The following is a 12,856-nucleotide window of genomic DNA, read 5'->3' as shown; positions in this document are numbered from 1 at the left end:
TGCCCGCCACTCGTCCGTGCCCGTGGTCGGTCCTGGTCCGGCGGCGGGCGGCTCGCGCGGCTACGACGCCTGCGGGAGCAGGGCCGCCACGGCGTCGAAGCGCCGTACCAGCGCCGCCTGTTCCCGGTTGAGTTCGTCGATGCGCTGCTGCAGCCGGGCGATCTCACCGCCCAGGTCGACCGCTTCCGTCAGGGTGGCGGGCCGCGCGAGCGCCGGTGCGCCCTTCGGGGCCGACAGGCCGGGGGACTGGTGGAGGATCGCCTCCATCCGGCCGCGCAGGGCCGGGCCCGGCTCGATGCCGAGGACGCCCACCAGGCGGCGGCGCGCCCGCTCGTACACGCCCAGTGCCTCGGCCTGGCGGCCGCTGCGGTAGAGGGCGACCATCAGCAGGTCGTAGAACCGTTCGCGCAGGGGATGGTCTGCCGTCAGCTTCTCCAGCTCACCGGTGATCTCGCCGTGCTGGGCGCAGCGCAGGCTCGCCTCGTACAGCGTCTCCAGCGTGGTGAGCCGCTTCTCCTCCAGGCGGTCCGCCTCCGCGGTGCAGATCGGTCCGTACCGGCTGTCCTGAAGGGCGGGCCCCCGCCACAAGGACAGGGCGTGGCGCAGGAGTTCCAGGGCGTACCCCGGGTCGGAGGGGGCCGCCGCCCGGCTCTGCGCCGAAAGCCGGTCGAAGCGGTGCACGTCGGTGGTGGCCCGGCCCAGGGTCAGCAGATAGCCGGTGGGCAGGGTGCTGATCCACTCGTGGCCGGGCGCGCCCTCAGTACCGGGCGAGGGCAGCAGTCGCCGCAGCCGGGCCACATGGGCCTGCAGCGCGTTCGGCGCGTTCGACGGGGGCTCGTCGCCCCAGAGCTCCTCGATGAGCCGGTCGACGGAGAGCAGCGCACCGGCGTGGATGACGAACGCGCAGAGCAGGGCGCGCTGTTTGGAGCCGGAGGGCACGATGTCCGCGCCTGTCCGCCCGTCGTGTATCCCCACCGGCCCGAGCAGCCGGAACTCGGTACCGGTCTTCGTCTCGTTCTCGGCGCGGGCCGTGGCCGGGGGGCCGAGCCCGACGAGGGTCACCGCGGCACCCCGGATGCGGTCCCGGCGAGCGCCAGGGCCCGGCCCACTTCCGCGGTGATCCGCTCGGCCAGCACGGTGGGATCGTCCTGGAAGTAGAAGTGGCCGCCGTCGAACACGTGCTGCCCGAGGAAGTGCTCGGTCAGAGCGGACCAGCCGGCGAGGCCCTCGGGCGGCACCGCTGTGTCACGCGTGCCGCCGAACACGGACAGCGGCACGGGCAGCGGTACGCGGGCGGGCTCGGGGCTCCACGTCTCCGACAGCCGCAGGTCGCCGCGGATGACGGGGGCGAAGAGCTCCCACAGCTCCCGGTTCTCCAGGACCGCGGCGGGTGTGCCGCCCATGTCGATGAGCTCGCGGCGCAGCGCGTCGTCGGGGAGCAGGTGGCGCAGGTGCCCGGTGCCGGCGGGGCGGGGCGTGTCGCGCGCCGAGAGCCCCAGCCAGACGGGCGGCGTACGGCCTTCGGCGAGCAGCCGCCGGGTCAGCTCGTACGCGACGGTGCCGCCCAGGCTGTGGCCGAACAGGGCGAAACGGCCCGTGAGTCCGGCGTCCAGCTCGTGCAGGAAGTGGTCCACGAGCGCGTCCATGTCCCCGAGGGGGGCACGGTTGTCCAGCGGCCCGCGGCCCGGGGCGTCCGGCGTTCGTACGTCCCAGTCGGCCGGGAACAGGGCCGGCCAGTCGCGGTACATCAGATGCGAACCACCAGCGTGGTGGAACACGAACAGGCGCAGTTCCATGGTGACTCCATCGACGTTCCGGTCAGAGCTTCGGACGATAGCCGCGGCGCACCGGCACAGAGCGTTCGCGCGAGTCCGCTTCGACCGGCCGTGCAAGCGTTCTCGAGCCGGGTGCCTTCCGGCCCCAGTCCCTTCTCTGGAGGGCCGCTCGAGCGCGCGTCCAGGTACCGGGGGGTGCGGGCTGAACGGGGCTAGCGTGCTGAACGCCGAAGGATTTGAGCCATCTAGGAACTCGACCGGAGTACGGGAGGAAACCGTGGAGATTCAGGTTCTGGGTCCGTTGAGCGCCGATGTCAACGGGGTGTCGATCGTTCCGACCGCGAGCAAGCCGCGGCAACTTCTGGCCCTGTTCGCGTTCTATCCGGGCCGCATCGTGCCCGTGCCCACGCTGATGGAAGAGCTCTGGGCCACCGACATGCCGCAGAGCGCGCTGACCACACTGCAGACGTACGTCGTCCAGCTGCGCCGGCGTCTGGGCACCGCGATGGGGCCGGACGCCCCCGGCACGGCCAAGGAGGTTCTGGCCACCCGGCACGGCGGCTACCTGCTGCAGGTGCCGCCGGAATCCGTGGACGTACACCGCTACGAGCAGCTGGTGACGGGAGGCCAGAGCGCCTTCGAGGTGGGCGAGGACGAGCGGGCCGCGAAACACTTCCGCGACGCGCTGGCGATGTGGAGCGGCCCGGCCCTGGTGGACGTACGCGCCGGGTCGGTCCTCGGGATAGAAGTGATGCGGCTGGAGGAGAGCCGGCTGGTCACCGTCGAGCGGCGCATCGACGCCGATCTTCGACTGGGCCGCCACGGCGAACTCATCGCCGAGCTCACGGATCTGATCGCCCGCCACCCGCGGCACGAGGGCCTGCACTCCCAGGCCATGGTGGCGCTGTACCGCTCCGGCCGGCAGGCCACGGCGCTGGACGTGTTCCGCGCGCTGCGCCACCGGCTGATCGAGGAGCTGGGCGTCGAACCCTCGCCGCAGCTCCAGCGACTTCACCAGGCGATGCTCACCGTCGACCCGGCGCTGGACGTCGCGTCCGGACCGCGTCGCACCTCGACCTTCGGTCTCTACGCGGCCTGAGCCGGCCCACAGGCCTTAGGGCCGCGCCGACACGACCTGCCACCGCAGCGCAGTGGCCCAGCGGCGGCCCGGTCGCGTACGACTCACGCCGGATGTGTCCCGGTCCGGCGGGGGGAGCGCCTCAGGCGAGGTCGTCACGCGTCACCCGCCGGTGGCGGGTGCGCCAGGTGCTCCGCGAGCGGACGAGTACGTCCTCCATGGCACACACGTGCAGGACCTTCGACTCGCCGCCGTGCGGTGTCATGTACACCAGCGCGCTGCAGCGGGTGTGCAGCGTCCCGTCCAACTGCGGCCGCACGTCGAGCATGCCGATCCACCGTCTCAGCCGGGCTCCGTCGCGCTGCTGGTGTTCCTGGTTGCGGCGCAGGGTCGAGATCAGGCCGTCGCGTCCGCGCACCGGTTCGCTCAGAGCCGGGATCTCGAAGACGGCGTCCTCGGTGAAGGTCTCCGCCCAGCGTTCGGCGTCGTGGGCGTCGAGGAGCTGCAGCTGGTCCGCGTAGAACTGCTGGACCTGCGCATACAGGGAGGCGAACTCCGTCTCCCGCGCTGTTGGTTCGGCGCGGATGTCGATGGTCATGTGACCTGCCTTCCTCTTGCATCGGTCTGCGATGGACAAGGCGAGTCTCCGGTGCGGAGATTGAGCGCCCTTTGAGGACTCCTCAAGCGAACCCGTCGACGGTGAAAGGCGCAGGGCGGTGACTCGGTCGCCCGCCGAGAGCCGGAGGAGAACCAGCGGTGCCGAACCTCACTTGTCCGGACCTCCCGCCCGGCCCGGCCCGGCGGCAGGGCTGTGGGCGCATGCGTGCGCGGATCGGCGTCGCGAGCGTCCTCGATCCGGTCTTTGCCGCCGCCGCGGTGGAGCCGGCCCGTGTCCCCCCACGGCCGAGTTGCCCCTCGGGCCGTGCGGCGCGCTGCCGAAGCCGCACACAACCGTGGTGAGCGACGCGGCACGAAATCCGGTCTTCCGGCTTCGAGGGATTCGAGGGAGAGGAGTTTGTGATGTCTGGTGAGCGCGTGCACCGTGCGTGGCACTCGGTCGAGGTGGCCGCACCGGCCGGTGTCGTCTACGGACTGATCGCGGACGCGGAGCGGTGGCCGCTGCTCTTCCCGTCGACCGTGCACGTCGAGCGGCTGGACTTCGACGGGACGCACGAACGGCTGCGGATGTGGGCGACCGACGAGGGCCGGATCGGCTCGTGGCTGTCGCTGCGCACGCAGGACCCGCAGCAGTGGCGCATCGAGTTCCGCCGGCTCAACCCGCAGGCCCCGGTTCGGACGATGAACGGGATCTGGACCGTCGAGGAACGGGCGGACGGGGGCAGCCTGCTGACGCTGCTGCACGAGTTCACGGTCGTCGGCGACCGGCCCGACGACGTGGCGTGGGTCGACCTGGTCACCCACGCCGATACGCGCGCGAAGCTGGCCGGTGTGAAGCGCCTCGCGGAGCGCTGGAGCGTCCTGGACGAACTGGTGCTGTCCTTCGAGGACTCGGTGCGGGTCAAGGGCCCGGCGGAAGTGGTCTACGACTTCCTGTACCGGGTGGGCGACTGGCCGGAGCTGGTGTCGCATGTGGACCGCCTTGAGCTGGTCGAGGAGGCGCCGGGCGTACAGGTCATGTCGATGGACACGCGGATCCCCGACGGGTCGGTGCAGACGACCGAGTCGGTGCGGATGTGTTTTCCGCACGCGGGCCGGATCGTCCATAAGCAGACGTCCCCTGCGGCGCTGCTGGCGGCTCACACTGGGGAGTGGTCGGTGGTGTCCGACGAGACCGGGGTGACGGTCGTGGCGCAGCAGACCGTGGTGCTGTGCGAGGAGGCCGTGGGGGAGGTCCTGGGCGAGGGTGCGGACATCGCCCATGCTCGCCGCCATGTCCGCGAAGCGGTCGGCCGCACGTCCACGGCCGTACTGAACCTCGCCAAACGGCACGCGGAGTCCGCGATCCGGATGCTGTGACACACAGCCACCCCGGCCGGCCACCACACTCCCGCTACTCGGCAGGTTCGACTCCCGCGCGCAGCAGGCCGTAGGTGTAGGCGTCATCGAGGGCCTGCCAGGAGGCGGCGATGATGTTGTCGGCCACGCCCACCGTGGACCATTCGCCGGTGCTGTCGGAGGTGGAGATGAGGACGCGGGTGGTGGACTCCGTGCTGTGCTCGCCCTCCAGGATGCGGACCTTGTAGTCCACGAGCTCGAGCTTGGCGAGCTCCGGGTAGAAGCTTTCGAGGCCGACGCGCAGGGCGCGGTCGAGGGCGTTGATGGGGCCGTTGCCGTCGGCGGTGGCGACGATGCGCTCGCCCTTGGCCCACAGCTTCACGGTCGTCTCGTTGGCGTGGGTGCCGTCGGGGCGGTCCTCGACGATGGCGCGCCAGGACTCGATCCGGAAGTAGCGCCGGGCCCTGCCCTCGGTCTCCTCGCGCAGTAGCAGTTCGAAGGAGGCGTCGGCGGCCTCGTAGGTGTAACCGGCCAACTCGCGTTCCTTGACGCGCCTCACGACCCGGCCGACCAGCTCGCGGTCGTCGCCGAGGTCGATGCCGAGCTCCTTGCCCTTGAGCTCTATCGAGGCGCGGCCGGCCATGTCGGAGACGAGCATCCGCATGGTGTTGCCGACCTGCTGGGGGTCTATGTGCTGGTACAGGTCCGGGTCGATCTTGATGGCGGAGGCGTGCAGGCCCGCCTTGTGGGCGAAGGCCGAGACACCGACGTACGGCTGGTGGGTTGAGGCGGTCACGTTCACGACCTCGGCGATGGCGTGCGAGATCCGGGTCATCTCGGCGAGCGCGCCCTCGGGCAGCACCTTCTTCGCGTACTTGAGCTCCAGGGCCGCGACGACCGGGAAGAGATTGGCGTTGCCGACGCGCTCGCCGTAACCGTTGGCGGTGCACTGCACATGCGTGGCGCCCGCGTCGACGGCGGCCAGCGTGTTGGCCACCGCGCAGCCCGTGTCGTCCTGGGCGTGAATGCCCAAGCGCGCGCCGGTGTCGGCGAGAACGGTAGCGACGATTGCCTGGACCTGCGGGGGCAGCATCCCGCCGTTGGTGTCGCACAGGATCACGACGTCCGCGCCGGCCTCGACGGTGGTACGCACCACTGCCTTGGCGTACGCCGGGTTGGCGCGATAGCCGTCGAAGAAGTGCTCACAGTCCACGAACACCCGGCGGCCCTGCCCGCGCAGATACGAGACGGTGTCCGCGATCATCGCGAGGTTCTCGTCCAGCGTGGTGCGCAGGGCGAGTTCGACATGACGGTCGTGCGACTTGGCGACCAGCGTGATCACCGGGGCGCCGGAGTCGAGCAACGCCTTGACCTGCAGGTCCTCGGAGGCCTTGGAGTGCGGGCGCCGTGTGGCACCGAACGCAACCAACTGCGCGTGCTCGAAGGTGATCTCCTGCTGGGCACGAGCGAAGAACTCGGTGTCGCGCGGATTGGCGCCGGGCCAGCCGCCCTCGATGAAGCCCACCCCGAAGTCGTCCAGGTACCGGGCGATGGTCAGTTTGTCCGCGACGGTGAGGTTGATGCCCTCGCGCTGGGCGCCGTCGCGCAGCGTGGTGTCGAAGACATGGAAGTCGTCGTCGACGGAAGAGGCCTCGGCCTGCTTCCTCAAGTCCGGTTCTCCCATGGCGAGCTCCTCGTCCTCGTGCTCGTATCCACTTCTGCCGCCTGGCACGCTACTCACGCCCGGGGGCCGGTCGCCGTTTCTCCAGCGGGCGTGGACGGAGTCTTGAACACCAGCGCCGTGTCAGCGCCGTGTCAGGCCCGTATGGGCGGGCCTCGCATACTCGTTCCGCGCTTCCGCAGAGGGAGGAGGAAGGGGTTCTTCTCGGGCGCACCCCGGACACACGATGACCAGTCACCCCGCACGCATACCGCAGGACGAGACGATGACCGTCGTCGCGGACCTCGGCGCGGCCTCGCACGGCGCGCTGCCCGTCCTGGAACTGCACGGCTCCCTGGACACCGCCCGTGTCGAGGCCGCCCTGGACAGCATCGCGATCCGCCATCCGGACGCCCCGGCATGGCGCCCCGCGCTGGAGACCCACGGCCCCGGGCATCACACGCTGCGGTTCACCGCCGATGCGGGGGCCGCACACAGCGACTTCCCGCTCGGCCTGCTGGCCGACCTGCTCACGAACGAACCCGCGAGCTGCGTCCTGCCCGCACGCCGCGCCGCGGCGACGCCGCTCCAGCGCGAACTGCTCGCCGACGCCGACGCCCACCCCGGCACCGGCCGCCAGGTGGAACAGCTCGCGTGGGACTGGCACGGGCCCCTGGACACCGAGCGGTTCACGGCCGCCTGGCGGTCCGTCTTCGACTGCGAAAGCGTGCTGCGCACTGCCTTCGACGACGGACCCGAGCCGGGGATCGTGGTGCACGACAAGGTCGAACCCGAGGTGGTACGCCTCGCGCACGGCACCGCCGACTGGCGCACGCTGGTCGAACGCGACCGGAGCCGAGGTCTCGACCCGCGCCGTCCCGGGCCGCTGCGCGTCACCGTACTGGGCGGTGGACCCGTCATGTTCGCCACCGCCACGCCCACCCGGGTACTGCTCACCTACCACCACGCCCTGCTCGACGGATGGAGCGTGCGCCTGCTGCTGCGCGAGTTCTACCGTGCCTACCTCGCGGGCGGCCTGCTGCCCGGTGGGGAACGGCGCCCCGACATGGGGGACTACGCGCAGTGGCTCACGGGCCAGTACACCGCCCCGGCACAGGACTTCTGGTCCCGGAGCGTGCCGCCGGGCCCCGCCCCGGCCCCGGGCGCTCCCGGCCTGCCCGCCTTTCCCGCCTTCACCGGTACGGACACCAGTGCCACGGGCAGCGGCCGCGCCCGGCTCCGGCTCACCCCGGAGGAGACCGCGCGCCTCGCCACCTGGGCCGCCGGCTGGGGCGCTGCCGAGAGCACGGTGCTGCAGGCCGTGTGGGCGCTGCTGCTGTACCGGACCGGCAGGGCCGCGGGCGCGGCGCCCGTGCGTTTTTGCACCACCGTCTCCGGGCGGGGCATCCTGTTCGACGGTGTGGAACGACTGCCCGGCGCGCTGTGCAACCCGCAGCCCCTGTCCGTCGTGGTCGATCCGCGTGCCACCGTGCCCAGCCTGCTGGCCGAACTGCGGGACCGGGCCTTGGACATGGCGGCCTACGAATGGGTGTCGGCGGGCCAGATCCGCTCCTGGGCCAAGGACGCGCTCGCCCCGGCCGACAGCCTCCTCGCCTTCGAGACCCGGCCCCGGATCCCGGACGACGTGGAGTGCGAACTCGCCGCTCTGGGAGTCCACGTGGAGCCCCCGGAGACCTTGAGCGCGCACACGGCCTTCCCTCTCACGCTGGTCGCCCACCACGACGGTGCCGGACGGCTCGTCCTGACCGCGTCGTACGACCAGGCCCGGCTCGCCGATGCCGCCGAGGTCCTCGCGTACAGCGTGCTGCTGCTGCGCGAACTCCCCGACCGGGCAGGGGAGTCCACGACGGTCGCCCAGGTTCTCGAGCTGCTGTCCGGCATGAGCGCCGGACCCGGCAGCGGCGCGGGCAGAGGCGGCGGGGCAGGCGAGGCCGCCGCGGCGCCGGCGTCCGTCGTACTGCGTCCCGCGGCGCACTCTGGTGCGGGCACCGTCGCCCTCGTGCAGGCCACGGGGACGCCCAGCTCCTTCTACGAGCGGCTCGCGCGGGCGTATCCCGGGCCCGAGGAGCTTGTCCTGCTGTGCCCCGTGCCCGGCGGAGCGCCCGCCTGGTACTGCGCGCTGGGGCCCCGGATCGACGCGGGCCGGCAGGTCGCGTTCGGCGGATTCTCCGGGGACGGCGTGGCCGTGTACGAGATCGCCCGGCTGGTCGCGGCGCACGGCGGCCGGCCCCGGGTCGTGGTGCTCACCGGTGCCACGGCCGGCGCCGACGAGCTCGCCCGGATGCTCGACTCCGCCACGAGACGCCTTCCCTGACCGTTTCCGAAGCTCTTTACGAACCTCGCTTGAACCGACCCGTCGTACAGCGGAGGGTGGACATGCCCGAGTCATCACAGGAGCGCATGGCAGAACTCGTCTCCCAGGCCTGGGCGGAGGCCCTCGGCATGGCCTGCTCCGACCGGGAGCATGGCCAGCAGGCCCCGGGCGCGATATCGGCGGCCGCGCTGCGCACGCACGGCGCCCTGTGCGCGGGGCTGGGCCGCGGCGTGCCGGTCACCGCGCTCTCCGCCCAGCCCATGGTGCGGGGCCTGGCCACCTTCCTGGCCGTGTACGCCGCCGCCGAGGCCGCAGTTAAGGCCGAGACCGGAGCGGGCCGGGGCCCGGGTGAGCCGCCGGATGCCGGGCCGGGCACACGCAGGCGCCGCTGAGCCGGGGCTCGCCCGGGCTGGACGCGCGCTTGCGGTGGGCTCGAGAACCCGCCTCGCGCAAGGGCCTTGGAACGCACGACTGTCTACGCCGGCCGCAGCCTCCCCGGCACCGGTCCCCGCAAGCTGCGCCCGCTCTCCGCTCCTCCCCCTGAGAAGCTGTGTCACATCCTCTCTTCGCAGGTCACGACGATCTGAAGCCGGTAGTGATCCGGTTTGCCGTTCGGTTGGGCGTCGATGGTCGCCGTTCCGAACGGCAACGGCAGCGGCAGCGGGCTGGCCTTCAGACGGCGGCGAGGGTGGCCGGCAACGCCTCGGCCTGGCGGCGAGGGCGGGCCAGGCGACGCGACATGAGCGTGATGAAGGCCCACTGGATGTGGGCTTCTGCGTGGGCCATCAGTCGCTCGTAGTCCCTCGCGTTGCGCCGGGCCCGCATCGTCCACGAATTTGACCGTTCAATCACCCACCTCTTCGGCAGCAGAACGAAGCCCTTTGCGTCCTTGGGGCGGGGGACGACCTTGATCGTGATGCCGAGGGTGGTCTGTGCCCAGGTGCTGAACTCCTCGCCTCCGTAGCCGTTGTCCGCCCAGACCAGGACGATTTCGGGGTGTTCGGTGTGGAGGCGGGTGAGCAGGATGCGGGCCGCGTCGCGGTCCTGGACGTCGGCGGGGGTGACGAGCAGGTCGACGAGCAGGCCGTCCTGGTCAACAAGGAGATGTCGCTTCCGCCCATTTATATGCTTGTTCGCATCGTATCCACGCGTCGCGTTCGACACTGTCTCCGCACCTTTGACGGACTGAGAGTCCACGATCACCCGGACCGGCCAGGCGCAACGACGACGGCGCAGTCGCAACCGCCGACGCAACTGGTCAAGGATCCGCTTGAGGACGCCAGCCTTCGCCCAGCGGGCGAAATACCCGAAAACAGTGCGCCACGGGATGCCGAAGTCGGCGGGCAGCGCGCGCCACTTCGCCCCGTTATCGGTGATATAGCGGATGGCATCGACCACGCGTCGGCGGGGCCACTTCTCCGGGGCCCCGCCCTTGGGGGTCTGACAGGCGGGGGTGGGCAGGAGTCGTTCCAGGAGGGCCCATTCGAGGTCGCTGGTGTCGGAGGGGTAGCGGTAGCGGGACAGCGGCATGACGGGGTGCCGGGCCGCGACCTGAAGGGGAGCCAACTGCAGGGCGGTCGCGGCCCGTTGCCTTTCCGGGGGTTCACTCCAGGCTGGCGAGAAGGTGCAGGGTGGACTCAATCGCGCCCATCTGCGCCATGACCGTGCGGATGTAGGGATCGTCGGGCTTCTTCTTCTGGTGCGGCAGGAGGATCCCGGCGATAAAGTTGGCGACCCGGTGATGGACGGACTCGAAAAACGCCCGCTTGTAGCCGATCCAGACCTCCGGCGCATCATCCAGCATCCGGTAGCCCCACGTCTTGTCCCAGGTCACCGGCGGAAGCCCCTTCGCCGCGGCCACGTCGCTGGGCCGGGCGCACGCGCGCGGGCACCAGTGGTGGCAGGTCCCGGACCTGTCGGTGTTCGGGCTGCACCACCCGCCGTGTGCGCTGGACGAGCTGGGGCGGGTAACGATGCCACTTCACGCACTGGGCCTTGGGTCAGGCGGGGCGGTGCTGCCGCAGGACCTGCACCAGCGGTTGCTCGAATCCCAGCGGGAGGCGCTGGAGGAAGCGACCCGACGCAAGGACAGCGAGGCCAGGAACGCCCGTGCCGTGCGAGAGTCCCAGGAACGAGCAGCACGGGTACCGGCTCCCGTGCTCCCGTGCCACTGCCGCCCATACCGGCGGGCGGCCTGCGCTGCGAGGTGTGCAACCGTCCACTGGCGCCGGAGTTGGCGAAAGCCCGGCGCCACATCCTGTGCTGACCCTGATCGGCTGCGGGGCTGGCGGCGTGCGACGGCACCCGCCCGGTGCCGCTGCCCGCCGTCCCGCCGCAACCGCCCCACCGCCCACGAAGCCATCACCGTGCCTGAAGGGCAGCGGCGAGATCACCATCGGGGCGGGGCTCGACGAGGCGCCCGAGCCCGTGACCCTGAAGCCGGGCGAGACGGCGCTCGCGGGTCTGGTGTGGCGCAACACCACCAAGTTCGGTACGCCGGTGAATGCCCCCTACGTCCGGGTATGGGCTAAGGAAGGCGCCGACCCGGACGTCGTGACGCCAGGACTGGACCTCGGCACGACCGGCAACCTCGCCGTCCGGCCGTGGAAGCGCGCGGCGGAACAGCCGCCCGCTCACGCACCCCGGTGGGGTGAGGCACCCGCGCCCGGCGCGCCGCCTGCGAGCTGTTCCAGGCGCGCGTGCAGGTGCGGAACGTACTCCTCCGACTGGGGTTTCATCAGGACGCTGCGCAGGATCCGGGCGCCGTCGGCATCGGCGCCGATCTTGGGGTGGTTGGCGGTCAGCCGGTCGGCGCCGACGCGGAGGGTGCTCAGGAAGACGGGGTCCGCGGTGTCGGTCATGCCGGCGCGCAGGATCTGCGTACTGGCCTCGTCGATCGTGGACAGGGTGAGGGGCTCGGTCACCGGGAAGTAGGTGACGATGTCCAGTTCCGGCACCTGGTACAGGTCCAGCCGTTCCGACTCCTCGATCAGCTCCGCCCAGCGCATGGCAGCCCGCCGACCGGCCGCCAAGGCCTGGCCGAGCCCTTCCCAGGTGGGCGGCAGAAGCTTGAAGGTGAGCCACAGGGCGGCCGCGGCGGCGCCGGAGCGGGAACACTCGAGGCTGATCTCGCCGAGGTGCAGCTCGTCGGAGGTGAAGTAGGTGTACGGCGAGTCGTGCAGGTAGAAGCGGCCGACGGCCGGGTCGCGGAACAGGACGGCGCCGCAGCCGTAGGGCTGGAGACCGTGCTTGTGCGGATCGACCACGATGGAGTCGCACTCCGCGATGGCTTTCCACGGTGCCAGGGGCAGGCCTTCGGGGCCGGGCGCGTCGGCGAGCAGGACGAAGAACCCGCCGTAGGCGGCGTCGACATGGATGCGCACGCCGTACCGCTCGCGCAGGGCCAAGGCCTCGTCGATCGGCTCGACGGCGCCGAGCGCGGTGGTGCCCGCGGTGAGTACCACCGTGCCGATACGGCCGGTGCGCAGCAGCGCCTCCAGCGAGTCCAGGTCCATGCGGCCCCGGTCGTCCACCGGAACCGGGTGACCCTCCACCCCGAGGACCTTGCACATGCGCCCGTGGGTGTAGTGGGCCTCGGTGCTGTACGCGACACCCTTGCCGGGGTGGAGCTCCCGGGCCACGAAGAGGGCTTCGAGGTTGGCGATGGTGCCGCTGGTGGTGAGGTGCCCCAGGTGAGTGTCGTAGCCGAACATGGTGGCCAGTTGCTGGACGGCCTCCCGTTCCATCTGCGCGGTGGCCGGGCCGCCGTCCAGCGCGTGGTTGTTGGGGTTGATGAGCATCGCGCTGAGGTATCCCACGACCGCGGCCGGGTGCGGCGGCTTGAGCATCTGGCCGGCGTAGCGGGGGTGGAAGAAGGGGTAGTTGTCCTTGAGACGCTCGGTGAAGTCCGCGAAGGCCTGGCCGAACCGGGCGTCGTCCACCGCGAGTGCCGGATGCTCCGGGTACGGGCCGAAGGTGTTTGCCCAGTCGGCGTTCGAGGCCACGGCCTCTGCCAGCCAGTAGCTCAGATCCATGGGGACAGCTCCTTTCAG

General features: G+C 71.2%; 11 protein-coding genes and 1 pseudogene. 5 read left to right on the top strand and 7 right to left on the bottom strand.

Translation table 11 applies throughout. The features are described from left to right. Positions 1-60: 60 nt before the first annotated feature. Together SLUN_RS38675 and SLUN_RS38670 are read right to left on the bottom strand one after the other, a co-directional pair. Positions 61-1,062: an AfsR/SARP family transcriptional regulator gene (locus SLUN_RS38675; RefSeq protein ID WP_108155236.1), complete on the bottom strand. Its 1,002-nt coding sequence runs from the start codon at positions 1,060-1,062 to the stop codon at positions 61-63. Next, positions 1,059-1,796 (bottom strand): thioesterase II family protein, encoded by a 738-nt coding sequence (locus SLUN_RS38670; protein ID WP_108155235.1) that lies wholly within the window; start codon positions 1,794-1,796, stop codon positions 1,059-1,061. Before SLUN_RS38670 ends, SLUN_RS38675 begins: the two co-directional genes overlap by 4 nt. A 256-nt stretch (positions 1,797-2,052) precedes the next feature. On the opposite strand from SLUN_RS38670, the gene SLUN_RS38665 reads away from it, so the two are divergent. After that, positions 2,053-2,874 carry an AfsR/SARP family transcriptional regulator gene (locus SLUN_RS38665; RefSeq protein ID WP_108155234.1) on the top strand — a complete coding sequence of 274 codons (822 nt, stop codon included), beginning with the start codon at positions 2,053-2,055 and terminating at the stop codon, positions 2,872-2,874. A gap of 121 nt (positions 2,875-2,995) precedes the next feature. On the opposite strand, the gene SLUN_RS38660 is transcribed toward SLUN_RS38665, so the two are convergent. Beyond that, positions 2,996-3,451 (bottom strand): nuclear transport factor 2 family protein, encoded by a 456-nt coding sequence (locus SLUN_RS38660; protein ID WP_108155233.1) that lies wholly within the window; start codon positions 3,449-3,451, stop codon positions 2,996-2,998. A 422-nt stretch (positions 3,452-3,873) separates the two neighbouring features. Between SLUN_RS38660 and SLUN_RS38655 the strand changes: the two genes are divergently transcribed. Next, a complete protein-coding gene (locus SLUN_RS38655; protein WP_108155232.1) occupies positions 3,874-4,830 on the top strand; it encodes an aromatase/cyclase in 957 nt (318 codons plus the stop codon). A 34-nt stretch (positions 4,831-4,864) separates the two neighbouring features. Here the strand turns inward: SLUN_RS38655 and cimA are convergent, their stop codons facing one another. Continuing rightward, a complete protein-coding gene (gene cimA, locus SLUN_RS38650; RefSeq protein ID WP_108155231.1) occupies positions 4,865-6,493 on the bottom strand; it encodes a citramalate synthase in 1,629 nt (542 codons plus the stop codon). Between the two features lie 223 nt (positions 6,494-6,716). Between cimA and SLUN_RS38645 the strand changes: the two genes are divergently transcribed. Continuing rightward, complete coding sequence (locus SLUN_RS38645) at positions 6,717-8,804, top strand: condensation domain-containing protein (protein ID WP_108155230.1); 2,088 nt, start codon at positions 6,717-6,719, stop codon at positions 8,802-8,804. A 62-nt stretch (positions 8,805-8,866) separates the two neighbouring features. Then, positions 8,867-9,196: a hypothetical protein gene (locus SLUN_RS38640; RefSeq protein WP_108155229.1), complete on the top strand. Its 330-nt coding sequence runs from the start codon at positions 8,867-8,869 to the stop codon at positions 9,194-9,196. Between the two features lie 280 nt (positions 9,197-9,476). On the opposite strand, the gene SLUN_RS38635 is transcribed toward SLUN_RS38640, so the two are convergent. Both SLUN_RS38635 and SLUN_RS38630 read right to left on the bottom strand, forming a co-directional pair. Then, the gene (locus SLUN_RS38635; protein ID WP_254710053.1) at positions 9,477-10,370 is read right to left on the bottom strand and encodes an IS5 family transposase; all 894 of its coding nucleotides are present in this window, start codon (positions 10,368-10,370) and stop codon (positions 9,477-9,479) included. 37 nt (positions 10,371-10,407) lie between these two features. After that, positions 10,408-10,638 (bottom strand): hypothetical protein, encoded by a 231-nt coding sequence (locus SLUN_RS38630; protein ID WP_159100459.1) that lies wholly within the window; start codon positions 10,636-10,638, stop codon positions 10,408-10,410. 275 nt (positions 10,639-10,913) lie between these two features. Here SLUN_RS38630 and SLUN_RS42195 point away from each other — a divergent pair. Continuing rightward, a pseudogene (locus SLUN_RS42195) lies at positions 10,914-11,420 on the top strand (DUF4232 domain-containing protein); the annotation flags it as partial. A 17-nt stretch (positions 11,421-11,437) separates the two neighbouring features. Here SLUN_RS42195 and SLUN_RS38620 read toward each other — a convergent pair. Further along, on the bottom strand, positions 11,438-12,838 hold the full coding sequence (locus SLUN_RS38620) for a pyridoxal phosphate-dependent decarboxylase family protein (protein WP_108155227.1): 1,401 nt from the start codon (positions 12,836-12,838) through the stop codon (positions 11,438-11,440). Between the last annotated feature and the right edge of the window lie 18 nt (positions 12,839-12,856).

Source organism: Streptomyces lunaelactis (assembly GCF_003054555.1).
Classification (GTDB): Bacteria; Actinomycetota; Actinomycetes; order Streptomycetales; family Streptomycetaceae; genus Streptomyces; species Streptomyces lunaelactis.
The sequence above is the reverse complement of the archived record's forward strand: the minus strand, read 5'-3'. Positions and strand labels throughout refer to the sequence as shown.

Coding starts and splice junctions, on each gene's coding strand:
- SLUN_RS38645 (WP_108155230.1), top strand. CDS start 6,717: ATGACCAGTCACCCCGCACGCATACCGCAGGACGAGACGATGACCGTC.
- SLUN_RS38620 (WP_108155227.1), bottom strand. CDS start 12,838: ATGGATCTGAGCTACTGGCTGGCAGAGGCCGTGGCCTCGAACGCCGAC.
- SLUN_RS38670 (WP_108155235.1), bottom strand. CDS start 1,796: ATGGAACTGCGCCTGTTCGTGTTCCACCACGCTGGTGGTTCGCATCTG.
- SLUN_RS38640 (WP_108155229.1), top strand. CDS start 8,867: ATGCCCGAGTCATCACAGGAGCGCATGGCAGAACTCGTCTCCCAGGCC.
- SLUN_RS38660 (WP_108155233.1), bottom strand. CDS start 3,451: ATGACCATCGACATCCGCGCCGAACCAACAGCGCGGGAGACGGAGTTC.
- SLUN_RS38655 (WP_108155232.1), top strand. CDS start 3,874: ATGTCTGGTGAGCGCGTGCACCGTGCGTGGCACTCGGTCGAGGTGGCC.
- cimA (WP_108155231.1), bottom strand. CDS start 6,493: ATGGGAGAACCGGACTTGAGGAAGCAGGCCGAGGCCTCTTCCGTCGAC.